At 58.6% G+C, this 22,914-nt stretch carries 18 protein-coding genes; 9 read left to right on the plus strand and 9 right to left on the minus strand.

The window, feature by feature from the left end; translation table 11 throughout:
- Positions 1-137 precede the first annotated feature (137 nt).
- Positions 138-884 (minus strand): iron-containing redox enzyme family protein, encoded by a 747-nt coding sequence (locus IFT98_RS18740; protein ID WP_192051047.1) that lies wholly within the window; start codon positions 882-884, stop codon positions 138-140.
- A 141-nt stretch (positions 885-1,025) separates the two neighbouring features.
- Here IFT98_RS18740 and IFT98_RS18745 point away from each other — a divergent pair, with 141 nt between their 5' ends.
- Positions 1,026-1,895 (plus strand): LysR family transcriptional regulator, encoded by an 870-nt coding sequence (locus IFT98_RS18745; protein ID WP_192051049.1) that lies wholly within the window; start codon positions 1,026-1,028, stop codon positions 1,893-1,895.
- 70 nt (positions 1,896-1,965) lie between these two features.
- On the opposite strand, the gene IFT98_RS18750 is transcribed toward IFT98_RS18745, so the two are convergent.
- The 3 genes from IFT98_RS18750 to IFT98_RS18760 form a co-directional block, all read right to left on the minus strand.
- A complete protein-coding gene (locus tag IFT98_RS18750) occupies positions 1,966-2,574 on the minus strand; it encodes a cysteine hydrolase family protein (RefSeq protein WP_342214188.1) in 609 nt (202 codons plus the stop codon).
- 91 nt (positions 2,575-2,665) lie between these two features.
- A complete protein-coding gene (locus tag IFT98_RS18755; RefSeq protein WP_192051051.1) occupies positions 2,666-3,673 on the minus strand; it encodes an NADP-dependent oxidoreductase in 1,008 nt (335 codons plus the stop codon).
- Between the two features lie 3 nt (positions 3,674-3,676).
- A complete protein-coding gene (locus IFT98_RS18760) occupies positions 3,677-4,477 on the minus strand; it encodes an SDR family NAD(P)-dependent oxidoreductase (protein ID WP_192051052.1) in 801 nt (266 codons plus the stop codon).
- 143 nt (positions 4,478-4,620) lie between these two features.
- On the opposite strand from IFT98_RS18760, the gene IFT98_RS18765 reads away from it, so the two are divergent.
- The 6 genes from IFT98_RS18765 (at position 4,621) to IFT98_RS18790 (ending at position 12,145) form a co-directional block, all read left to right on the plus strand.
- Positions 4,621-5,190: a TetR family transcriptional regulator gene (locus IFT98_RS18765; RefSeq protein WP_192051054.1), complete on the plus strand. Its 570-nt coding sequence runs from the start codon at positions 4,621-4,623 to the stop codon at positions 5,188-5,190.
- 275 nt (positions 5,191-5,465) lie between these two features.
- Positions 5,466-6,992: a catalase KatB gene (katB, locus tag IFT98_RS18770; RefSeq protein WP_192051056.1), complete on the plus strand. Its 1,527-nt coding sequence runs from the start codon at positions 5,466-5,468 to the stop codon at positions 6,990-6,992.
- 56 nt (positions 6,993-7,048) lie between these two features.
- The gene (locus IFT98_RS18775) at positions 7,049-7,594 is read left to right on the plus strand and encodes an ankyrin repeat domain-containing protein (protein WP_192051198.1); all 546 of its coding nucleotides are present in this window, start codon (positions 7,049-7,051) and stop codon (positions 7,592-7,594) included.
- Between the two features lie 103 nt (positions 7,595-7,697).
- The gene (locus tag IFT98_RS18780; RefSeq protein ID WP_192051058.1) at positions 7,698-8,948 is read left to right on the plus strand and encodes an IS256 family transposase; all 1,251 of its coding nucleotides are present in this window, start codon (positions 7,698-7,700) and stop codon (positions 8,946-8,948) included.
- A gap of 451 nt (positions 8,949-9,399) precedes the next feature.
- Complete coding sequence (locus IFT98_RS18785; protein WP_192051060.1) at positions 9,400-10,314, plus strand: CFI-box-CTERM domain-containing protein; 915 nt, start codon at positions 9,400-9,402, stop codon at positions 10,312-10,314.
- Positions 10,315-11,341: 1,027 nt separating this feature from the next.
- Positions 11,342-12,145: an HNH endonuclease gene (locus IFT98_RS18790; protein ID WP_192051061.1), complete on the plus strand. Its 804-nt coding sequence runs from the start codon at positions 11,342-11,344 to the stop codon at positions 12,143-12,145.
- Between the two features lie 67 nt (positions 12,146-12,212).
- On the opposite strand, the gene IFT98_RS18795 is transcribed toward IFT98_RS18790, so the two are convergent.
- The 5 genes from IFT98_RS18795 to lon form a co-directional block, all read right to left on the minus strand.
- Positions 12,213-13,460 (minus strand): ribonucleotide-diphosphate reductase subunit beta, encoded by a 1,248-nt coding sequence (locus tag IFT98_RS18795; protein ID WP_122476712.1) that lies wholly within the window; start codon positions 13,458-13,460, stop codon positions 12,213-12,215.
- A 644-nt stretch (positions 13,461-14,104) separates the two neighbouring features.
- Entirely contained in the window at positions 14,105-15,061 is a 957-nt protein-coding gene (gene cmoB, locus IFT98_RS18800) for a tRNA 5-methoxyuridine(34)/uridine 5-oxyacetic acid(34) synthase CmoB (RefSeq protein WP_192051063.1), read from the minus strand.
- Complete coding sequence (gene cmoA / locus IFT98_RS18805) at positions 15,058-15,840, minus strand: carboxy-S-adenosyl-L-methionine synthase CmoA (protein WP_192051065.1); 783 nt, start codon at positions 15,838-15,840, stop codon at positions 15,058-15,060. The genes cmoB and cmoA overlap by 4 nt, the downstream gene beginning before the upstream one ends.
- A 413-nt stretch (positions 15,841-16,253) precedes the next feature.
- Positions 16,254-16,646, minus strand: coding sequence for a protease inhibitor I42 family protein (locus IFT98_RS18810; protein WP_192051066.1), 393 nt, complete (start codon positions 16,644-16,646; stop codon positions 16,254-16,256).
- A gap of 653 nt (positions 16,647-17,299) precedes the next feature.
- Positions 17,300-19,720, minus strand: a complete 2,421-nt coding sequence (gene lon / locus IFT98_RS18815) for an endopeptidase La (RefSeq protein WP_192051068.1) — start codon at positions 19,718-19,720, stop codon at positions 17,300-17,302.
- 162 nt (positions 19,721-19,882) lie between these two features.
- On the opposite strand from lon, the gene IFT98_RS18820 reads away from it, so the two are divergent.
- Both IFT98_RS18820 and IFT98_RS18825 read left to right on the plus strand, forming a co-directional pair.
- Complete coding sequence (locus tag IFT98_RS18820) at positions 19,883-20,557, plus strand: methylamine utilization protein (RefSeq protein ID WP_192051070.1); 675 nt, start codon at positions 19,883-19,885, stop codon at positions 20,555-20,557.
- Complete coding sequence (locus tag IFT98_RS18825; protein ID WP_192051071.1) at positions 20,541-22,901, plus strand: EAL domain-containing protein; 2,361 nt, start codon at positions 20,541-20,543, stop codon at positions 22,899-22,901. The genes IFT98_RS18820 and IFT98_RS18825 overlap by 17 nt, the downstream gene beginning before the upstream one ends.
- Positions 22,902-22,914 lie beyond the last annotated feature (13 nt).

Genomic DNA, 22,914 nt, shown 5'->3' on the forward strand with positions numbered 1-22,914 from the left:
TGGTAGTGTGGGGTTTCCCCATGTGAGAGTAGGTCATCGTCAAGATTAAATTCCGAAACCCCTATCTGCGTAAGCAGGTAGGGGTTTTGTCTTTTCTAACGTGATATTTCACGCTTCGGTCTAGAAGACACCCTTGCTTAACGGGGACGGTAACCCATGGCATGGGCGATGCCATTCCAGTATTGCTCGGTCAGTGTCATGAAGTCATAGAACCCGTCTGCCAACGCCACGAATTCATCGTCGTTGCGGCATTCGAGTGTGGCAGCGTGGATGGCCTGTATCTTGTGTTCCTTTTCGGCATTGCCGATATGCACGTAAAAGTACTCGCAGTGTTCATGGAACTCGTCGTTTGAGGCGTATAGGTGCTGGTAGTGCCGCACCCCTTCGTACAAGCGCGTGAGCATGGAAAAGGCCAACCACTCCTGAGCCAACAGTGTCCCCAGTATGCGCTGACAGCCATGCTCGTCAGGGCGGCGGGTATAGAGGGTTTGCTGTTCCTCGATGAATTGTCGGGTACTGGGCAGGATCAGCTCATCACTCAGCTTGGTCACCGGTTTGTAGGCAACAGCCACTCGACTGAGTAGATCAGTGAGGAATTTCTCGAGCATATGGATGTGTGCTTTTTGCGGTTGGCCGTAGCCATATTCTGAGTACAGATTCTTGGCGATCTCGACACGCGCGCACAGGTTGTCGGTGTGCAGCAGTGACAATGCAATCATCGTCGGCGTTTGTGAAGTTCTTACCAGATAATTCTTGGCAAACAGGGCCAGCTCGTCAAAAGGCAGGGGTGCGTCCATCCAACGTGCATAGAACGCGTTGTTCAGCGCCCCGTGCTGATGCACAGAGGTTGCAAGTTTCGTGATCTCTTCATAATAACCGGACATGCGCAGCTCCTTATTTGTAACTTGGTGCTTCGAAGTTGCCGTTTGGTTTTTGGTATCAGCTTGGCATTAGCAGTAGAATCCACGGGCAAGGGGACTCGCACAACCAACAAAAAATGAATCAATGATTCACTCGAGGTGTATATGGATATTTCGCAATTGCGCATGCTCACCGCCATCTACAAAGCGGGAAGTATCGTCAAAGCCGCCAAGTCCGTGCACTGCGTACCATCGAATGTCACTGCCCGCATGAAGGCTCTGGAAGCCGAAGTTGGGTGTTGCTTGTTGAATAGAGGAGACAAGGGCGTTGAGCTAAGTGCGGCGGGTAAACATCTGCTTGCCCATGCAGAGAAGGTGTTGGAGGCATTTGGTGAGGCACAGTCTTGTTTCAATGACACTAAAAAGCTCGGCGGTACTTTGAGGGTGGGAAGCATAGACTCCTTCGTCAGCACGCAGTTGGCGAGCATTGCTGCAGCATTCGAAAGTGAGTATCCGGAGGTTGTATTGGAAGTCGCTACGGCTACCTCGCCAGAACTTGTAGAACAAGTTATCGAAGGAAAGCTGGATATAGCGGTGGTGGCGGTGAATACGACCAACCCAAAGATCATCAGTCAAAGGTTGCCCGGCGAGCGACCGGTATTGGTCTATCCGCAACGGTGGTTGCACGATGGGCCTTTGAATCTTAACAACAGGAAACTTCTGGCATGGCCCAAAGGTTGTCCATTTCAAACTGTGGCGCAGGTTTGGTGTGACGACTCATTGAAGGGCGTTGAGTGGAGGGTATGTGCGAGTTGGGGAGGCATTTTGACCTGTGTGGAACAAGGTCTGGGCATGGCGGTGGTTCCCAGAGGCGTCTACGACAACTACAGCGCACTAGACGGCCTCGCCGTCTGTGACGCGCTCGAGTTCGACAGGGTTGATCACTATTTGCTGACCCACAAGCGCACTGGCGGTCATCCGGTCAGAGACGGATTCGAACGGATACTATGCGGTACATCCGTACATTCGGGTTGAATGTACGGATGTGTTGCTTCAAGCGAGCGAGGCTATCGTTCCAAAGTCGCAGTAAGGTATTTGCGTTTGCTCAGGCAATGAACTCGACCGCTGCGGTTTCCTGTGCCTGGATGCGTACACCGAAGCTCTTGATGCTCGGCAGCGTGGCAGTATGGTGCGCAATGATCTGCGCTGCATCGGCATGCGCCTTGGATTGGGTGGTATGGGCGTCGCTTACCAATGTGATCTCGTAACCCAGGCCTGCCCCACGACGGATCGTCGTGTCCACACAGAACTCGGTCGCATATCCGCACACTACCAGGTGTGAAATATCGGCTTGCTGCAACAGCGGCTGAAGATCGGTCCTGAGGAACGAGTCGGGCGTGGTCTTGCTGACGTAGTGGTCAGTGTCAGCTGTCACGAGCCGGTTGTCGACTTTCCAGCTTTCACTGCCGCGCACCAGAAACTCGCCACTGGCAAGTTCATGCTGAACGAAAATGACCGGAACGTTTTCAGCTCTGGCACGTGCCGTCAGTGTGTTGATGCGTTCAATGACTTCAGCGGCGAAGGCCGGCGCAGGGTCTGCTTGGAACAGGCCTTGTTGTACATCGATGACGATTAGCGCTTTCACGGATTTCAAGTCCTTTGAATGAGATGAGAAGCATCGAACCCAGCCCGGCCAACGTACCGGGCTGAGCACGGGTCAGCCTAAGCGCTTGCGCCTGATGGGTCCATATGCAAAACGTTGACTGCGAGAAACTTCATCCATGCGCACCTTGATCCAAACGGTGCTACGGGCGCTGCAGTTGGATGACCACTTTCCCCTTTGCGCGGCCGCCTCGAACATGGGCCAGGGCATCTGCAGTGGCCTCGAAGTCATAGACCTTCTCGACCACCGGCGTGATGACGCCGGCTTCAAGGAGTGAAGCTATCTCCCCGAGCTGACCGCCGTCCGCACGCATGAACACGAAATCATAGGACATGCCCCGTTGCCTGACCTGGCTGCGAATGCGGTAGCTCAATGCACGCATTACTTGTATCAAGGGCCAGCCAAGACCTTGTCTGGCGCCAAATTCCGCAGTCGGTGGTCCTGAGATCGAGATCAGTCGGCCGCCACGCTTCAACACCTTCACGGACTTGCCCAATACGTCTGGTCCCAAGCTATTGAGCACTACGTCGTAATCGTGAAGCTGCTCTACGAAATGCTGAGTCGTGTAGTCGATCACCTGGTCGGTTCCGAGGGCCTTCACCCACTCGACGTTGGCCGTACTGGTGGTAGCGGCGACATAGGCACCCAGGTGTTTGGCGAGCTGTATCGCCACCGTGCCTACACCGCCGGATCCTGCGTGGATCAGAACCTTCTGACCGGGCGTGACTTGTGCGGTTTCAACCAGGACTTGCCAGGCGGTCAATGCCACCAGGGGCAGCGAGGCCGCCTCGACCATGGTCAGGTTCGCAGGTTTTTTAGCCACACAGGATTGATCGATGGCAATGCGTTCGGCGAACGTGCCGATACGCGTTTGATGGACCCGGGCGAACACATCGTCGCCCGGTTTGAAGCGGGTGACGTTCGTGCCCACTTCGAGCACCGTGCCTGCCACATCATTACCCAGTATCAGCGGCAGGGTGTAAGGCAAGATGAGCCTGAACTCGCCGTTGCGAATCTTGACGTCCAACGCATTGACGCCCGCCGCGTGTACCTGCACCAGGACATCGTCGGCCGCCAGGGTGGGCTCCGGCATGTCAGCTATCCGGCCGATGACACGTTTGCCGTAACGATCGATTACAAAGGCTTTCATGGGTCATTGCCCGACAGGGGCAGAAGCCAGGTAGCGCTCGGCTGGACTTGCCTGGCGGAGATCCGAAAGCAGATGGCGACGGGCACCTTCCAACGCCTCCCAACGTTCGGCCACGTGCAGCGGTGGGATGGTCACAAGCTCGCGACGGTCGTAGCCCACCAAGGCGGCGTTTACCAGATCATCCACTTCCATGATTTCCGGCAAGGTTGCCATATCGATCCCGGAATGCTGCCAGATCTCGGTGCGCGTGGTTGCGGGCAGCACGGCTTGCACGTAGACGCCCTTGGGGCCCAGTTCCGCCTGCAGGCCCTGCGACAGGAACAATACGAAGGCTTTGGTGGCGCCGTAGACGGTCATTTGCATTTCCGGGGCGAGCCCTACGACCGAGCCGATGTTGACGATACTTCCAGCGCCCGCTTGAATCAGGCGCGGAGCGATGGCTGCCGCCAAGCGCGTCACTGCGGTGACGTTCAGCGCCAGCAGGCTGTCGAGAGCAGTGACACGCTGTTGCAGAAAACCGCCTGACTGGCCTACGCCGGCGTTGTTGATCAAGACGCCGATGCTGGCATCTTCGGTCAAGCGTCGTTCTACTTGTGCAAGGTCTTCAGCGCGGGTGAGGTCAGCCTGGATGACATCGACGCTCACGCCGCTCTCTTCGCGTAACCGTTCAGCCAGGACGTCAAGGCGTTCGCGATTGCGCGCTACCAGTACCAGCGCGTGGCCACGACTGGCGAAGCGTCGTGCGTAGGTAGCGCCGATGCCGCTGGAGGCGCCGGTGATCAGTACTGTAGGGAGATTGCTCATGGGGATTCATTCCTGGGAGAGACGCGCGGCAAGGATGGGCAGTGACGGTTTATGATGATGATCGAAATCTAAACGGTCAAGCATTTTGATGTTGGTCGACATCAATGTATGCTTGTCACTGGCTCTATTTCATAGGCACCGGCATGAAAGTCTCCAAGGCACAGGCGCAGGCCAACCGTGCGCACATCGTTGAAACCGCCTCCACCTTGTTTCGCGAACGGGGTTACGACGGCGTGAGCGTGGCTGATCTGATGGCAGCCGCTGGCTTTACCCACGGCGGTTTCTACAAGCATTTTCGCTCCAAGTCAGACCTCATGAGCGAAGCGGCGGCGTGTGGTTTCGCGCAGATGGAAGCCAGCACCGGTGAGGCGGAACGTGCAACGCTGATCGAGCGCTACCTGTCGCGCGAGCACCGCGACGCACCCGGTGATGGCTGTACCCTTGCCGCATTGTCGGCCGATGCCGCACGGCAGCCCGAAGAGATCAAAGCAGTGTTCGCGCAGGGAATGGAACGGCTGTTGGCCAAAGCGACGCCCGTTGAGCCCGATGCAGACGAGGTCACCCAGCAGACCACCCGGGCCGAACGAATCAATGCACTGGCGCATCTGGTCGGCGCATTGATGCTTTCCAGAGCCTGTCCGGACGACTCCGCGCTGGCTGACGAGATCCTGGAAAGCTGCCGAGCACATGCGGTGGCGCGGGTGGAGAGTTGAGGGGACTGTCTTAACTTTGTGTCTGATATTCCGTATGAGGAATGTGCTGCGAGACGCCGTTCTACGCGTATGCCCGATGGCAACTCGAATCTACTTACGTGAGTGTTCACCATGACTTACCCGAACCCCACCACACTCAGGGGTACGTATCCATTGAATAATACTGGAAGGCATCTTTGCCTATCGGGCCGATAGGCTCTTCCAATTTAGCCACGCTAGTGGCTGCCGTTACCCTCGGGGTTTCTTCATAACATAAGAAGCGTGAGGGATTCACTATGAAAATCAGAACCTTATCAGGGTATGCGGTCACGGCATTGGCCATCGGCATATTCTCGTCATCCGCTTTTGCCGACACCTTGACCCGCGACAACGGTGCCGCCGTTGGTGACAATCAGAATTCACAGACGGCCGGACCCAACGGGCCGGCGTTGCTTCAAGACGTACAGCTATTACAGAAACTGCAGCGTTTCGACCGCGAACGTATTCCGGAGCGCGTAGTGCATGCCCGCGGTACCGGCGTGCATGGCGAGTTCGTCGCGTCCAGCAACATCAGTGAGTTGACCAAGGCAAAGGTGTTCACGCCAGGAACCCACACACCGGTGTTCGTGCGCTTCTCGTCGGTCGTTCACGGCAACCACTCGCCGGAAACGCTGCGTGACCCACGTGGTTTCGCGACCAAGTTCTATACGGCGGACGGCAACTGGGATCTGGTCGGCAATAACTTCCCGACCTTCTTCATTCGTGACGCGATCAAGTTTCCAGACATGGTGCACGCGTTCAAACCCGATCCGCGCACCAACCTCGACGACGACTCCCGTCGTTTCGATTTCTTCTCCCACGTGCCGGAAGCGACGCGTACGCTCACGCTGCTGTATTCCAATGAAGGCACGCCTGCGGGTTATCGCTTCATGGACGGCAATGGCGTGCACGCCTACAAGTTCGTCAACGACAAGGGCGAAGTGCACTACGTGAAGTTTCACTGGAAAAGCCTGCAAGGTCTGAAGAATCTGGACCCGGATCAGGTCGTGCAAACCCAGGGCAAAGACTACGCGCACATGACCCACGACCTGGTCACCGCAATCAACAAGGGTGATTTCCCGAAGTGGGACTTGTACATCCAGGTGCTCAAGCCTGAGGACCTGGCCAAGTTCGCCTTCGACCCGCTAGACGCGACCAAGATCTGGCCAGACGTGCCGGAGCAGAAGATCGGACAAATGGTGCTGAACAAGAACGTCGACAACTTCTTCCAGGAAACCGAACAGGTCGCCATGGCACCGTCCAACGTGGTGCCGGGTATCGAACCGTCTGAAGACCGTCTGCTGCAAGGCCGTGTGTTCTCGTACGCCGATACCCAGATGTACCGCCTGGGCGCCAATGGCATGAGCCTGCCGATCAACCGTCCTCGGGTGACTGTCAACAATGGCAACCAGGATGGTGCCTTGAACAGCGGCCATACCACCGGTGGGGTGAACTACGAGCCGAGCCGTCTTGCGCCGCGCCCCAGTGACGACAGCGCGCGTTATAGCCAAACGGCTTTGAACGGTACAACCCAGCAGGCGAAGATTCAGCGCGAGCAGAACTTCAAACAAGCGGGTGACTTGTACCGCTCCTATTCGCCCAAGGAGCAGCAGGACCTGATCAACAGCTTCGGCGGTTCCCTGGCTGACACTGATACCGAGAGCAAAAACATCATGTTGTCGTATCTGTACAAAGCCGATCCGGCCTATGGCACAGGCGTAACCGAAGTTGCCAAAGGCGACTTGGAAAAGGTCAAACAGTTGGCCGCCAAGCTGCAGGACTGATGCATCCGATCACCGACCGTGCAACAACGGTCGGTGATCTTCAGGAGCAAAACCTAATGCGCTATTTCATTCCCTGGATCTGCTCGGCCATGATGGTCGCAACGGTCGCCTTGGCCGATGACACACCACCCTCCGATACCCGGCAGCAACTTCGAGAACTGTACTTCGACGCCGCACGCACGGGCAGTACCGACCGTTTGGGCGCGTTCATCGAGGCTCATTATGATTTGGACACCCGCGATGAAAGCGGCTACACCGCACTGATTCTGGCGGCCTATCACGGCCAGACTGCGGCGGTGGAGCAGTTGCTGGCGGCTGGGGCTAATCCGTGTAGTCAGGATAAGCGCGGAAACACTGCGCTGATGGGGGCTATTTTCAAAGGTGAAGTGAGCATCGCTCATCGGCTGCTCGGCGCAGACTGTGCGCCGGATGAGCGTAATAACTCAGGGCAGACGGCGGCGATGTATGCGGCGCTGTTTCAGCGCAAGGATATTCTTGAAGCGTTGGCGGCAAAGGGCGCGGATTTGGATGCGCGGGATGATAGGGGGAATGATGCACGGGCGTTGGGGGAGGGGCGGTTTAGTTCGGCGCCAATACGCTGAGCTGTAGCGCTGGGGTAAGTTGGGTATGTCATTAGCCCAGCGTACTGCCTCGGGGGTGTCAGAAATTTTGTGTTCGGGCATAACATGAGTAAGAGGTGCATGTATGCCAACCAAAAAGAAACCCGAGTTACGGAAGCTACCGAAAATCCCAAAAGAACTGCTTGAGCAGTTCAGCGAGGGGATGATGACCGCGGAAGCCATCGAGGACGCCTCTGCGGCGTTCAAGAAGGCTTTGATCGAGCGAGCTCTGGGTGCCGAACTCGGCCATCACCTGGGCTATCCGCCGGGCGCGCAGCGCCCCGAGGATGAGACCAACCAGCGCAATGGCAAAAGTGGCAAGACGGTTCTGACCGGAGATGGCCCCATCCGACTGGATATTCCGCGCGACCGGGACGGCAGTTTCGCGCCCATCCTGATCCCCAAACACGAGCGCCGTTATACCGGTTTTGACGACAAGATCATCGCCATGTATGCCCGTGGAATGATGGTCAGAGAAATCCGTGCATTCCTCTCCGAGCGGTACGGTACGGACGTTTCGCCCGACTTCATTAGCTCGGTAACCGACGAGGTCATGGCCGAGATCGGCGCATGGCAGCAGCGGCCTCTAGAGCCGATGTATCCGGTGATTTTCTTCGATGCCCTGCGGGTCAAGATCCGTGAAGAAGGGCTAGTTCGCAACAAGGCGATCTACTTGGCCTTAGGCGTTTTGCCCGACGGAACGCGCGATATCCTCGGCATCTGGATAGAAAATACCAAAGGCGCGAAGTTCTGGATGAAGGTTTTTAACGACCTCAAGACACGCGGCGTCGAAGACGTACTAATTGCCGTCACCGATGGCCTCAAAGGCATGCCAGAAGCCCTTGGAGCCGTGTTCCCGGATACGACATTGCAGACCTGTATCGTTCATCTGATCCGCAACAGCCTTGATTACGCGGCTTGGGATAAACGTCGCGAACTGGCGAAGGCGCTCAAACCGATCTATCAGGCGGTCACCGCCGAAGCGGCTGAGCAAGCCCTCGATGCGTTTGAAAACGGGCCATGGGGCAAGCAGTATCCAACAGTAGTGGCGGCTTGGCGTCGGGCTTGGGATCGAGTGATTCCATTCTTTGTTTTCCCGCCAGCGATCCGAAAAGTGATCTACACGACCAACGCCATCGAGAGCATCAACGCTCAGCTGCGCAAGATCATCAAGACCCGCGGCCACTTCCCGACCGATGATGCGGCGACGAAACTGATCTGGCTTGGGCTACGCAACATCACGGCAAACTGGGGCTCAGCGGCCCATGATTGGAAGAGTGCGATGAATCAATTCGCGATTCTGTACGGAGATCGATTTATCAGGCCGACCTGGTAAAAGCACGGCCTGCCTGGCGGCAGGCCGTTAACGCCCCGCACACAAAAAATCTGACAGTCCCGACGACTCAGCCTGCCATTTCCCTACGACCAGCATTCAGCGCCGCTCAGCGAACTGGGAAATTCAGCCGCATGCAACAGGTATCACTTCCAGCTCATTACCAGCGGCGATGAGATTGCATTCATCGTCACAGCAAGCCCAGATCATCGCGGGTATGACAAGCGAAGTCAGAAGCCCGTAGTGCACAACTTCGCAGTCAAACGCTTTTTTGAAATCTACAGAACTGACCATGGCAAGCAGCACCTAGCCTAGTTTTCGGAGGGCAGCGATGCCAAATTCCTTTATCTTTGAAAGACGTTCAGCGATGATGCCAGAATGAAATCACTGCAATGCAGGACGCCCTGCCTCTGTTCGCAGACCTGACCCCTAGCGTTTATGATGGAATCGAGAAATGGATATCAACACTTTAAAAGACTTGGCAAGCTCCTCATTTCTTGCAAGTAGCTATAGAGACTCTTATAAATACAGCTCCTCAGTAATCGAAGCCGATCCCACCGAGTCAGAGGCTTGGCTTATTAAAGGCCTATCTGCTGCTGCAATGATGGTTGATGACGACACCATTAAAGTTGAAGAAGTTCTCTTCAGTCTAGATCGAGGCTTTAAAAATCACACGCCAAGATTCAGCATTGAAAACATTCAGTCGATTATAGAAAACTGCTACGCAGACATTATTAAAAGCCTGGAAGCCAGTCACAAAGAAAAAATTATCGATCACCACAAGGTGCCAATGCCTCCAGGCGGCTCAGCATTGCTCCATCGTGTAGCTCAGAAAGGATTCGCACGGTTATCTGCGAAGGGCTTCATCCCCAAACGCATCGCAGCAATTAAGCTTTTGGAGAAATCGATTTCGTTGAATGAAAACGAAACCTCCTTGAAGTCCATCATAGCTGCCGTAGATTCCTTTTACTCTCACTCATCAGAGCATATGGACTATTTAAAAGATGAGCCTGAAGCCACATCCTACCTGTCGCAGCTAAGAACCTCGCTTATCTCGAAAGCAAATGCGGCTGGCGTTCAAGTAAATACAGCACCACCTGCAAAATCAGGTTGCTTCATTGCAACAGCAGCGACAGGGAGCTCTGACCATCCAAAGGTTCTCGTGTTGAGGTCGTTCAGGGATGAAATCCTTCAAAAGCACAAGCTCGGTCAGGCATTCATAGCTTATTACTACAGGGTCAGCCCTTCGATTGCTTCCAAGATTCAAAAGAGCGAAATGGGAAAGAAGTTAGTTCTTGGAGCATTCGTTACACCTCTCGCCTTCATGGCCAGTTGGATTGTAAACGCCACACAAGCTAAGAAGCGATAAGATCAAAAGTTTGACGTTGCTGGGCGCGCACCTCCCAGCCACATCAATCTTTGAAATTAAATCAAGCAGTGATGCACTCAGTAGCTAATCTGTCCGCGTTGTCCTCAATCGAAAAGTCATTGCCCATGATACCCAGACGCTTTAGTTCCCTAGGTGGGGACCATGGTGATGTTGTCAGTTTGTGTGCCGCTCCGTGCCGGTACGCCGCTTGCCGTCGACTGCTTATGGTCGGTTCTTGCCTTTCGTGAAGAGCAGCTTTGGGTCGATAGTGGCCAGTCGCAATCGCTCACCATCCCCTTGATATGCTTCAATTAAGATGAGCTATTAGGGCATGAAGATTCTTACCTACCCAAGGACGAGCAGGAGAATGGATGAAAGCTGACATTAACGATGCCCCGGAACGAGTCCTTCGGAGACGTCACAAGCATAGCGTCGTCTACACGGTCACCTGTCTGGTGATTGGAGGCGTAGCCATAATAGGTGCGTTCCTACTGATCAATAGGCCCCTAAGCGTTGACTCAACATACAAACAGCCGATCGGATCAAACTCTAGAGTCGAGGAAACGCGTCAGGTAAGTGAAATGCCTTCGAGGCAAGACCTCGAGTCCTCTCGATCTCGAGCATCATCCGAACTACCTTTACCATCCGATACCGCCCGGCAAACCGTCTTCAACGATCACAACTTCGTTCCCAGAGGTGCTGACAACGTCGTTACCTTCCGAACTGGCCGCGATCCTTACCCAGCGAACGCGGCCCCAAAGGAAGTGACACTGACAGTCGTTCCTCAACCGCGCAGCATGAAAGAGCGTGCGTGCTGGCCGTATAGGCAGGGAAGTGTCGAATTCCGAAACTGCCGCGCTTCGATCGGCCTCAAGCACCGAGACTAGGCCATGGATCACGTCCAGTAAAATGATGGCCTCTCGACGCCAGATAGCCATCGCCGCGCTGGTGCGAAGTAGCTCCCAATATCTTGTAGGAAATTTCCTCATCTTTGGTAGGCTTTTGCCACCACGTGAGAGGAAATGGAATGCCCGTAGTCATCGTTGAGAACGACACATCGCAATGGGAAGACGAGACAGGTTCCGTTTACCATTTTCCAAAGCGCTACCGCCCCTGGCTTTCCACCGGCGCCGAAGTGATCTACTACAAGGGACGCATTAAGGACAAAGCATTTGCCCCTACGCGCCTTAGCGGCGAGCCGCATTATTTTGGTATGGCACGTATCGGCAAGGTGTACGCCGACCAAAGCAGCGAGAAAGGTGATCTTTTCGCACTGATCGAAAACTTCACTCCTTTTGAAAGGGCAGTACCGTCAAAAACTGGGGGCGAATATCTAGAAACTGTCCCTACGAGCCGTCTAAAAAACTATTGGCGTGATGGAGTCCGACCTGTCTCTCAGGCTGATTATGATCGGATCCTGAGCCACGCGACGCTTTTGCCTGCTCAGGTTGAGCCGGATGTACCGGATATTCAGGATGATCCGTTGACCTTCATATCCGCGAACGAAGGCAGCAAGACAAGCTACTTCGGAACGCGCTACGAGCGCCGCAAAGATTTGCGGGTGAAGGCTATTGCGATCCATGGGCTGGACTGCAAAGCGTGTGGTTTCAATTTCGAACAGGCTTATGGTGACCACGCGAAAGCCTTCATCCATGTTCACCATGTAGTACCTATTTCAGACTTCGGTGGCCAAAAAGCCGTCAACCCGGAAACAGATCTTGTGACGCTTTGCGCCAACTGTCATGCAGTGGTCCATCGTAAGCGCGACATGACGTTGTCCCTCGATGAATTGAAGAGCATCTTGCGCGGCCGATGGGTCAAAACCCCCTGAATTCCCGGCACAAAAAAAGGCCGCCCAAAGGCGGCCTTTTCCTAGCAGTGCTAAGCAGGACCAACCATCAATCCCAGCTCAAAGCCCCACCCGTCTGATACTCAATAACCCGAGTCTCAAAGAAGTTCTTCTCTTTCTTCAAGTCCATAATCTCGCTCATCCAAGGGAACGGATTGGTAGTCCCTGGATACTCTTCCTTCAACCCAATCTGCGACAGGCGACGGTTGGCGATGAACTTGAGGTAGTCCTCCATCATCGCCGCGTTCATGCCCAGCACGCCGCGAGGCATGGTATCGCGGGCGTATTCGATCTCGAGCTGGGTGCCTTGCAGAATCATCTGCGAAGCTTCTTCCTTGAGTTCGGCGTCCCACAGGTGTGGGTTTTCGATCTTGATCTGGTTGATCACGTCGATGCCGAAGTTCAGGTGCATGGATTCGTCGCGCAGGATGTATTGGAACTGCTCGGCGACGCCGGTCATCTTGTTGCGGCGGCCCATGGAGAGGATCTGGGTGAAGCCGCAGTAGAAGAAGATGCCTTCGAGTACGCAGTAGTAGCCGATCAGGTTGCGCAGCAGTTCTTTGTCGGTTTCGACAGTGCCGGTGTTGAATTCCGGGTCGGAGATGGCGCGAGTGTACTTGAGGCCCCAGGCGGCTTTTTTAGCGACCGATGGGATCTCGTGGTACATGTTGAAGATTTCGCCTTCGTCCATGCCCAGGGATTCGATGCAGTACTGGTAGGCGTGGGTGTGGATCGCTTCTTCGAAGGCCTGGCGCAGGATGTACTGGCGGCACTCCGGGTTGGTGATCAGGCGGTACACGGCCAGGGCCAGGTTGTTGGCGACCAGGGAGTCGGCGGTGCTGAAGAAGCCCAGGTTGCGCATGACGATGCGGCGTTCGTCGTCGGTCAGGCCTTCCGGATTTTTCCAGAGGGCGATGTCGGCGTTCATGTTGACTTCTTGCGGCATCCAGTGGTTTGCGCAACCGTCCAGGTACTTCTGCCAGGCCCAGTCGTACTTGAAGGGTACGAGTTGGTTGAGGTCGGCGCGGCAGTTGATCATGCGCTTTTCGTCGACGGCGACGCGGGCGGCGGAGCCTTCGAGCTCGGCCAGGCCTTCGGCGATGTCGAGTTTGTTCAGCGCGGCCTTGGCGCGGGCTACGGCAGCGGAGTCGCTGGCGCTGGCGGCGCGTGCTTCTTGGGCGGCGGCGCCGCCGGCGCTGTCGAGCTTGTCCATCGCAGCTTCGCTGGCGTGGCCGGCGTTGGCGCCTTTGGCGGGTTCGGCTGCGTCTTCTTTGTCGAATTCGTCCCAGCTCAGCATGGGGGAGGCTCCTGCTCGAGGCCGCTGTGGGCGGCTGATGAATTTAGAAATCTGATTGCCGAGGTTGCGTGGCGCAAGCTGGCTTTGTGTGCGTGTTGCGTCGCCGGGTCCAGGCTTTTTCAGCGTGGTGCCCTGGCGGGGGCTATCAACGATCCGGTTGGAGCGCGCTGAGACGCTGACTTCGCGGGCAAGCTTCGGTCGAGGTGCTCGTGCCGGCTTCGATGTCGCGATGGGTCATGTCTCAGGTCCTTGAAGTGGGCGGCGATTATAGGGTTTTTTGCCTGCTCGTGTTCACGCCAGGACACAAAAAAACCGCCGAAACGGGTATTTTTTACAACCTTGGTGCCAGTCGTCCGGCCAGGACCTGAACGCTTTGGTTTGCACCAAAAATCGCATATGTGGTGGTTTTGGTAAGAAGTGGACACAGGATATAGGCTTGAGTTCGGGTTGCAAACCCGATGAGCTGGTTAGAAAACAGCCAGATTTTCGCTGTGCTGGGCGCAAAACCTTGCCCGGCTTGGCTTGCAGCGAATGCAACCGTTTCAAGGTTTTTTTATGGTTCTGTGAAGGAGTCGATGAGCGGCAAGAAAGCAAGTGCGACGGCGTTTATTTCACCGTCCATTTGCCCCTTCCAGGCTTATGGGCTATTTCCGGGCGGTGATCACTGCGCGCATCGGCGCCGGCAGGCCTTCGACCGTTTTGCTGTGGTCATCAGGGTCCAGGAAGTCGCTCAGCGACTGGAATTTCATCCATTCGGTGCCGCGTTGCTCGGCCACGGTGGTGATGCTCACGTCCACGCATTTCACGTCGGTGAAGCCGGCGCGGCGCACCCACTTTTCCAGGGCTGGGACGGAAGGCAGGAACCAGACGTTGCGCATCTGCGCATAGCGGTCTTCGGGGACCAGCACCTGGTGCTCGTCGCCGGGCACTACCAGTGTTTCCAGGACCAGTTCGCCGCCTTTGACCAGGCAGTCCTTGAGCGCCAACAGGTGCTCGATGGGGGAGCGGCGGTGGTAGAACACGCCCATGGAAAACACTGTGTCGAAGCCTTCCAGGCCGGCGGGCAGGTCTTCCAGGGCGAAGGGCAGGTGCCAGGCGGGGAGGCCGGGCAGGTAGCGTTGCACGGTCTGGAACTGACAGAAGAACAGCCAGTTGGGGTCGACGCCGATGACGCTGTCGGCGCCGGCGCCGAGCATGCGCCACTGGTAGTAACCGTTGCCGCAGCCGACGTCGAGCACGCGTTTGCCGCGCAGGTCGAGGTGGGGGGCGACGCGGTCCCATTTCCAGTCCGAGCGCCATTCGGTGTCGACGTGGACGCCGAACAGGTCGAAGGGGCCTTTGCGCCACGGGGACAGGCCCATCAGGGCGGCACGCATTTGATCGCGGGTAGCCGCGTTGTCGGCGCAGTCCAGGCGCAGGCCGTTGACCAGGTCTATGTTGCAGGCGGTCACCGGGGGCAGGGCGTCGAGGGCGCTCTGCCAGCGCTGGAGGTCGCCGTGACCTTTTTCCATCTTGGTGTCGAGCTGGGCTTGCAGGCCATTGGCCCAGTTGGCCAGTGGGGTGTTGGCCAGGCGGCGGACGAGCGGGGACAGGTCAATCATGGCAGGGCGATCATCGAGGCGAAGTTGAGGCATTGGAACCAGGGCACGACCTTGCTGAAGCCGGCGGCGAGCAAACGGTCGCGGTTTTCTTCGAGGCTGTCAGGTTTCATGACGTTTTCGATGGCGCTGCGTTTCTGCGCGATTTCCAAGTCGCTGTAGCCGTTCGCGCGTTTGAAGGCGATGTGCAGGTCGGTGAGCAGGTCGTGTTGCTGGTCGTCTTCGAAGCGCAGTTTTTCCGAGAGGATCAGTGCGCCGCCGGGGACCAGGGCCTGATGGATGCGGGTGAGCAGTTCCAGGCGCTGGGCCGGGGGGATGAACTGTAGGGTGAAGTTGAGCGCGATGACTGATGCGGGTTTGAAGTCCAGGGCCAGGATGTCGCCCTCTATGACGTCGACCGGGAGCAGTTCCTGGAACATGGAGTTCTGCGCGTTGAGGTATTCGCGGCAGCGCTCGACCATGGCTTGGGAGTTGTCGATGGCGATCACCTGGCAGCCTTCGGCGCGCACGTGGCGGCGCAGGGCTTGGGTGACGGCGCCCAGGGAGCTGCCCAGATCGTAGAGCGTGGTGTTGGGCTTGGCGAATTGCGCCGCGAGCACGCCGAGGTTTTCGACGATGGTGGGGTAGCCTGGGACCGAGCGTTTGATCATGTCCGGGAACACGCGCACCACGTCTTCGTTGAAGGCGAAGTCGGGGACCTGGCTCAGGGGCTGGGCGAATAGGCGGTCGGGCTCTTTGCTCACGGGGCGATCCAGGCGGGTTGCAGGAAAACGGGGCGGCATTTTAGCGGATGTAGGGCGGGGGTGCATTTTTTGTGGGATGTGCGGTGTGGCAGTTGAACGGCGGTGCCTGTTTCGCGGCCGATGACCGCTCCCACAGAGGGTACGCGGTTTGCTGTAGGAGCGATCTGTGGCCGCGAAGGGTTTGTGCGGTGTGTCAGGTGAACCGCGGTGCCTGTTTCGCGGCCGATGACCGCTCCTACAGGGGGTACGCGGTTTCCTGTGGGAGCGGTCTGTGGCCGCGAAAGGTTTGTGCGGTGTGTCAGGTGAACCGCGGTGCCTGTTTCGCGGCCGATGACCGCTCCCACAGGGGGTACGCGGTTTGCTGTAGGAGCGGTCTGTGGCCGCGAAGGGTTTGTGCGGTGTGTCAGGTGAACGGCGGTGCCCGTTTCGCGGCCGATGACCGCTCCTACGGATTATTTTACGGTGATGTCGCAGCTGAAGGTTTGGGCTGGGGGGATTTCCGGGGCCCAGGGTTGCTGCAGCACCAGCATCAGGTGTCCCTGGCCTGGGGTGCGCGCCTGGAAGCGCCAGGTGGATTGCCCGGCGGCTCCGACCACACCGGCCTCTTCGGGATGGCTGTAGACCTCCGGCCCGAGGCTGCGCAATACACTCGCGCCCGGATTCTGAACCAGCCAGCGGTAACCGGTGCTCGGGTTGGTGGGCAATTGCAGGGTGATGGTCTGGTCGACGCTGAGGAAAACCGGGCACTGGCTCTGACTTTCCAGCACGACGCTGTGAAGCGGTTGCTGGGCGCAGGCCGTGAGCGCGGCAAGGCTGGCGGGCAGTATCAGGCGGACGACGGACATGGTGGCTCCGAACGGACGAGGATCTGGAAAGCATAACCCAGTTCGTTGAATGTGCAGGAGTGAGGCACCTGAGCCGCGTTTGGGAAGATTGCGGTGAGTCTGGTAGGGCGGTGGCGGGGCCGGACGCGGCTCGCGCCGCTGCTACAGGGATCGTGTTGTTTAGAGGCGTTGTGGCCACCGCCCGAACCGCGTCAGGACGCAACGGTGTGGCGGACGAGGCCGTCGTAGCAGCAGCGCGAGCCGCGTCAGCGCGCAAGGGGTGTGGCGAATGGGGCCGTTGTAGCAGCGGCGCGAGCCGCGTCAGCGCGCAAGGGGTGTGGCGAATGGGGCCGTTGTAGCAGCGGCGCGAGCCGCGTCAGGGCGCAAGGGTGTGGCGGATGGGGCCGTCGTAGCAGCAGCGCGAGCCGCGTCAGGGCGCAAGGGTGTGGCGGATGGGGCCGTTGTAGCAGCGGCGCGAGCCGCGTCGGCGGTAGATGAGGTGTGTCTGAGCAGACGCGATGTCCCCTGACGCGGCTTGCGCCGCTGCTACAGAGGATTGTGTTGTTTGGAGGCGTGGCCACCGCCCGAGCCGCGTCGGCGGTACATGAGGGATGTCTGAACGGCCGCGATACCCCCTGATGCGGCTTGCGCCGCCGCTACAGGGGGTGGATGGGTCAGAAGAGGATCTTGGCGACGTCGGCAAAACGTTTGGCGAAGTGCACGGTGATGCCCTGCTTGAGGTAGTCCGGCAGCTCTTCGAAATTGCCACGGTTTGGCTCGGGCAGGATCAACTCCATGATCTTCTGCCGCCGTGCGGCGATGACTTTTTCGCGCACGCCACCGATCGGCAGCACGTGCCCGGTCAGGGTCAGTTCGCCGGTCATGGCCACGCCTTTCTTCGGCGCCTGATCACGGGCCAAAGACAGTAGAGCACTGGCCATGGTCACCCCTGCACTCGGGCCGTCCTTGGGCGTGGCGCCTTCGGGTACGTGCAAGTGCACGAACGCCTCGTCGAAGAACTTGGAATCGGCGCCGAACTGCGCCAGATTGGAGCTGACATAGCTGTAGGCAATTTCTGCCGACTCCTTCATCACCTCGCCCAATTGCCCGGTCAGCTTGAAGCCACGGTTCAGCGTATGGATACGTGTCGCTTCGATCGGCAAGGTGGCGCCGCCCATGCTGGTCCAGGCCAAGCCGGTGATCACGCCCTTGCCCGACAGCACCTGCTCGCTGCGGAACACCGGCATGCCCAGGGAGGCTTCGAGGTCCTTGGGTACCAGCTTGATCGGCACGTCGGGCTTGTCGATCAACTGCACCACCGCTTTGCGCACCAGTTTACCCAGCTGTTTTTCCAGCTGGCGCACACCGGCCTCGCGGGCATAGCCTTCGATCACCGTGCGCAGCGCACTGTCGCTGATGGTCAGGCGGTTCTTGTCGACACCGGCCTTGGCCAGTTGCTTGGGCCACAGATGGCGCTTGGCAATGGCCATTTTCTCTTCGGTGATGTACCCGGACAGGCGGATCACTTCCATACGGTCGAGCAGCGGGCCGGGGATGGAATCCAGGGTGTTGGCAGTACATACGAACAGCACCTTGGACAGGTCCAGGCGCAGATCCAGGTAGTGGTCGAGGAAGTCGACGTTCTGTTCCGGGTCCAGGGTTTCCAGCAGCGCCGACGCTGGGTCGCCCTGGAAGCTCTGACCCATCTTGTCGATCTCGTCGAGCATGATCACCGGGTTCATCACCTCGACGTCCTTGAGCGCCTGCACCAGCTTGCCCGGCTGGGCGCCGATGTAGGTGCGGCGATGGCCCTTGATCTCGGCTTCGTCACGCATGCCGCCGACGCTGAAGCGATAGAAGGGACGACCCAGCGATTCGGCGATGGACTTGCCGACGCTGGTCTTGCCCACGCCCGGCGGGCCCACCAGCAGCACTATGGAGCCGCTGATCTCACCCTTGTAGGCGCCGACGGCAAGAAATTCGATGATGCGCGTCTTGATATCGTCGAGGCCGGCGTGGTGCTGATCGAGCACCTTGCGCGCGTGCTTGAGGTCGAGCTTGTCCTTGCCGTACACACCCCATGGCAGGGCAGTGGCCCAATCCAGATAGTTGCGCGTGACGGCGTATTCCGGCGAGCCGGTTTCCAGGATCGACAGCTTCTGCATTTCCTCGTCGATGCGCTTCTGCGCGGCGGGCGGCAAGGTCTTGTCCTGCAGACGCTGCTGGAACTGCTCGACGTCGGCGCTGCGATCGTCCTTGGTCAGGCCCAGCTCCTGCTGGATGACCTTGAGCTGTTCCTTGAGGAAGAACTCGCGCTGGTGCTCGCCGATTTTCTTGTTCACTTCGGCGGAGATTTCTTTCTGCAGCCGTGCGACTTCGACTTCCTTGCGCAGCATCGGCAGGACTTTTTCCATGCGCCGCAGCATCGGCACACAGTCGAGTACGCCCTGCAGCTCGTTGCCCGTGGCCGAGGTGAGCGCGGCGGCGAAGTCGGTCAGCGGCGACGGGTCGTTGGGGCTGAAGCGATTGAGGTAATTCTTCAGCTCTTCGCTGTACAGCGGGTTGAGCGGCAGCAGCTCCTTGATGGCGTTGATCAGCGCCATGCCGTAGGCCTTCACCTCGTCAGTGGGCTCGATGGGCTGCTGCGGGTATTCGACTTCCACCAGATACGGCGGGCGATGGTGCTTGAGCCAGGTGCGGATACGCACGCGCGACAGCCCCTGCGCGACGAACTGCAGCTTGCCGTTTTCGCGGCTGGCGTGGTGGATTTTCACCAAAGTGCCGTACAGCGGCAGGCTGGAAGTGTCGAAATGACGATGATCGTCGGGCGGGGTGTCCATGAAGAACAGCGCCAGCGAGTGGTGCTCGGTGTTGGCGACCAGGTCCAGGGTTTCTGCCCAAGGTTCTTCGTTGACGATGACCGGCAGCACCTGCGCGGGGAAGAACGGGCGGTTGTGGATCGGGATGACGTAGACCTTGTCCGGCAGGTTCTGCCCAGGCAGGGCCAGCTCGGTGCTGGAGTGGGTCGAGTGCTCGATGTGCTCGTTGTCCAGATCTTCGGACGGATTCTCGTTGGATTCCTGCTGGTCGCTCATGGGGCACCTGCGTCAATGACTATGCTGCTTAGATGGGGCAGGGTGCGACTGGTTTCAATGGTTGCACTGAAGCTTTGCAGCCGGCTGCCGATAAGGTTGTAACCGGGCTTGTAGCCCTAGCAGGCCACGGCAGGCGACACTTTCATCCGTCAGGTAAATTTCATGATCAGGTTTGGCGCCTTGCTCGGCAGTTTCGTCCTCAGCACTTGGGTCAGCGCGGCCTCCTTCGAGGCACGTATCACCCAGGCCGACGGCAAGCCGCTGGCCGACGCGGTGCTCAGCCTGTCCGGGGGGCCGGCGGCCGCCGGATCCAGGCAGGCCACGGCGATCATGGACCAGCGCGCGCAGAAGTACCTGCCGCACGTGCTAGCCGTGGCCACCGGTACCTCGGTTTCATTCCCCAACAGCGACAATATCCGCCATCAGGTGTATTCCTTTTCGCCCGCCAAGCGCTTCGAGCTGCGGCTCTATGAGGGCACGCCAAGCAAGCCGGAGTTGTTCGACAAGCCTGGTGTGGTAGTCCTGGGTTGCAATATCCACGACTGGATGCTTGGCTATATCTATGTCACCGATGATCCCTGGTTCGCCGTCAGCGACCAGCAGGGGCGCGTGCGTTTCGATCAATTACCCGCAGGCCGCTACCAAGTGAGCCTGTGGCATCCGCGCAGCGTGGATGCGCAAGTACAGCCAGGAGGCGAGATCGACATGACGGCTACGGCCATGACGCAGAACTACACCCTGAAGGTCGAGGCAGCGGCAGACGACGCTGCGCAGGAGCCGGCGACCGGCGCTTTCAGCGATGCATTCAAAAAGGCTGCCGGTGAAGCTGCGCAATAGTTTCCAGGCGCGCATCGCCTGCGTACTCATTCTGCTGCTGTCAGTGGTGGTGGGGGCCTTGACCGTGGCCGTGAAAGTGGCCACCAACGATGCCGTGCGCGCCCAGGCCCGCGAGCAGCTGCAAGTGGGCACGCGAGTGTTCGAGCGTCTGCTGGATGTGCGTGGTCGGCGCCTGCGCGACGGCGTGCAGTTGCTGGCTGCCGACTTCGGTTTTCGCGATGCGGTGTCCAGCGGCGACTCGCCGACCATCCGTTCGGCGCTGCAGAACCAGGGCGCGCGCATCGGCGCCACCGACATGTTCGTGTTGGGCATGGACGGTCGTGTACTGGCCAGCACCGTGGATCAGGTTCCCACCGGCAGCGTGTTTCCCTACGACACGGCGCTGCGCGAAGCCCGCCGAACCAGCCAGTCGATGCTGTTCGTGCCGTTGCAGGGGTTGCCGCACTTGCTGGTGGAAGCGCCGGTGCTGGCACCGCTGCCGATTGCGCGGGTGGTGATGGGTTTCAGCATGGATGTGACCCTTGCCCAGGAATTGCACTCGCTGACCAACTTGCAGGTGTCCTTCCTGACCACCGAGGCCGGCAAGGTCGGCACGCTGGTGAGCACCCAGCCGACCGAATTGTCCGCCAGCATCAGTCAATGGATGCAGGTCAATGAATCGGCGGCGCAACACATTTCCCTTTCCGAACACAACGAACGTACCTACCTCAGCCAGCCCTTGCTGCTGGCCAGCAGCAGTGGCCCGGAGGGCGGAAAGGTCATGGCACTGCTGCAGAGCCCGCTGGATGAGGCGATGCGCGCGTTCGTCGCCCTGGATCGCAATATCTTCGGCATTGCCTTCGCCGCATTGCTGGCCTCCCTGGTGGGTGCCTTGCTGCTGGCGCGCAGTGTCTCGCTGCCGGTGCAGAGCCTGGCGCGGGCCGCCGGGCGCATTGGCCATGGCGATTACCAGACCGACGTACCGCTGGACCGCACCGACGAACTGGGCGTGCTGGCCCAGGCCATCAGTCGCATGCAGGCCGGGATCGCCGAACGCGAGCTGCAGCTGGCCCACAATGCCTTGCACGATGCCCTGACCGGCTTGCCCAACCGCACGCTGGCGATGGAACGACTGGGCAGCGCCATTGCCGCTGACCGACCGATCGGCCTGCTGTACATCGGGATCGACAATTTGCGTGAGCTCAGTGAAAGCGGCGGACCGACCTTCGTCGACAAACTGCTCCAGCAAGTTGCGCAGACCCTGCTGGAACTGGTGCGGCCTGGTGACACGGTGGCGCACCTGATCACCGACGAATTCCTCCTGCTGCTGGAAAACCTCGACAGCGACAGTGCCGTGGCGGTGGCCGACAAACTGCAACAGGTGCTGCTGCAACCCCACCGTTTTGGTGGCCACGACATTGCCATCGACTGCCGTATCGGCATCGCGGCTTTTCCCTCCGACGGCCTGAGTGCCGAGGAGTTGCTGGCGCGTTCGGCGATCGCGATGAAAGACGCCGCCGACATGCCGGGTCGCCTGCAGGTGTATCAGCACGGTCGTGACCTCGCGCACCAGCGTCAGGTGCGGCTGATCCGCGACCTGCGTCGGGCCGCCGCGAACAACGAGTTGTCCCTGCACTACCAGCCCAAGCTTGACCTGCGCGACAAGCAGGTACGCCAGGCCGAAGCCTTGCTGCGTTGGCAGCATCCACAGTTGGGCAATGTCTCGCCCGGTGAATTCATCGAGCTGGCCGAGCGCACCGGCAGTATCCAGACGCTGACCCGGTGGGTTATCGAGGAAGGCATTCGACAGTTGAGCGAATGGAACACGCGCGGCTTGGTCGTGCAGTTGTCGCTGAACATCTCGGCGGACGACCTGCTGGGTTCCGACCTGCCCGAGCGGGTCGTGCGTCTGCTGGGCCTGCACCAGGTGCCGGCCGAGCAGTTGATTTTCGAGATCACCGAAAGCGCGATCATGCGCGAGCCCGAGAAGGCATTGAAGGTGCTCAACAGCCTGCGCGACTGCGGTATCAGCTTGTCTGTCGACGACTTTGGCACCGGTTATTCGTCGCTGGCCCACCTCAAGCGTCTGCCGGTGCAGGAGCTCAAGATCGACCAGTCGTTCGTGCGCAACCTCGACGAAACCAGTGAGGATGCAGTGATCGTGCGGTCCACCATCGAAATGAGCCACAACCTGGGCCTCAAAGTCGTGGCCGAGGGCGTCGAATACGAACACAGCCTGCGCTTGCTCGAACGTTGGAACTGCGACACCGCCCAGGGCTATCTGATCAGCCGGCCGCTGACCGCTGTCGCCTTCGAAGCCTGGATGCAGCAGTCCTCGCGCATTTCAATTGTCGTGGTTCATTGATGTCATGATGCGA

This window comes from Pseudomonas sp. CFBP 8770 (assembly GCF_014841705.1).
Classification (GTDB): Bacteria; Pseudomonadota; Gammaproteobacteria; order Pseudomonadales; family Pseudomonadaceae; genus Aquipseudomonas.

Bases quoted from the DNA above. Each gene is read 5' to 3' on its own strand.
- IFT98_RS18775 (WP_192051198.1), top strand. From the start codon at position 7,049: ATGCGCTATTTCATTCCCTGGATCTGCTCGGCCATGATGGTCGCAACG.
- IFT98_RS18810 (WP_192051066.1), bottom strand. From the start codon at position 16,646: ATGTCCGTCGTCCGCCTGATACTGCCCGCCAGCCTTGCCGCGCTCACG.
- lon (WP_192051068.1), bottom strand. From the start codon at position 19,720: ATGAGCGACCAGCAGGAATCCAACGAGAATCCGTCCGAAGATCTGGAC.
- IFT98_RS18765 (WP_192051054.1), top strand. From the start codon at position 4,621: ATGAAAGTCTCCAAGGCACAGGCGCAGGCCAACCGTGCGCACATCGTT.
- cmoB (WP_192051063.1), bottom strand. From the start codon at position 15,061: ATGATTGACCTGTCCCCGCTCGTCCGCCGCCTGGCCAACACCCCACTG.
- IFT98_RS18820 (WP_192051070.1), top strand. From the start codon at position 19,883: ATGATCAGGTTTGGCGCCTTGCTCGGCAGTTTCGTCCTCAGCACTTGG.
- IFT98_RS18740 (WP_192051047.1), bottom strand. From the start codon at position 884: ATGTCCGGTTATTATGAAGAGATCACGAAACTTGCAACCTCTGTGCAT.
- katB (WP_192051056.1), top strand. From the start codon at position 5,466: ATGAAAATCAGAACCTTATCAGGGTATGCGGTCACGGCATTGGCCATC.
- IFT98_RS18785 (WP_192051060.1), top strand. From the start codon at position 9,400: ATGGATATCAACACTTTAAAAGACTTGGCAAGCTCCTCATTTCTTGCA.
- IFT98_RS18780 (WP_192051058.1), top strand. From the start codon at position 7,698: ATGCCAACCAAAAAGAAACCCGAGTTACGGAAGCTACCGAAAATCCCA.
- IFT98_RS18760 (WP_192051052.1), bottom strand. From the start codon at position 4,477: ATGAGCAATCTCCCTACAGTACTGATCACCGGCGCCTCCAGCGGCATC.
- cmoA (WP_192051065.1), bottom strand. From the start codon at position 15,840: ATGCCGCCCCGTTTTCCTGCAACCCGCCTGGATCGCCCCGTGAGCAAA.
- IFT98_RS18795 (WP_122476712.1), bottom strand. From the start codon at position 13,460: ATGCTGAGCTGGGACGAATTCGACAAAGAAGACGCAGCCGAACCCGCC.
- IFT98_RS18745 (WP_192051049.1), top strand. From the start codon at position 1,026: ATGGATATTTCGCAATTGCGCATGCTCACCGCCATCTACAAAGCGGGA.
- IFT98_RS18755 (WP_192051051.1), bottom strand. From the start codon at position 3,673: ATGAAAGCCTTTGTAATCGATCGTTACGGCAAACGTGTCATCGGCCGG.
- IFT98_RS18790 (WP_192051061.1), top strand. From the start codon at position 11,342: ATGCCCGTAGTCATCGTTGAGAACGACACATCGCAATGGGAAGACGAG.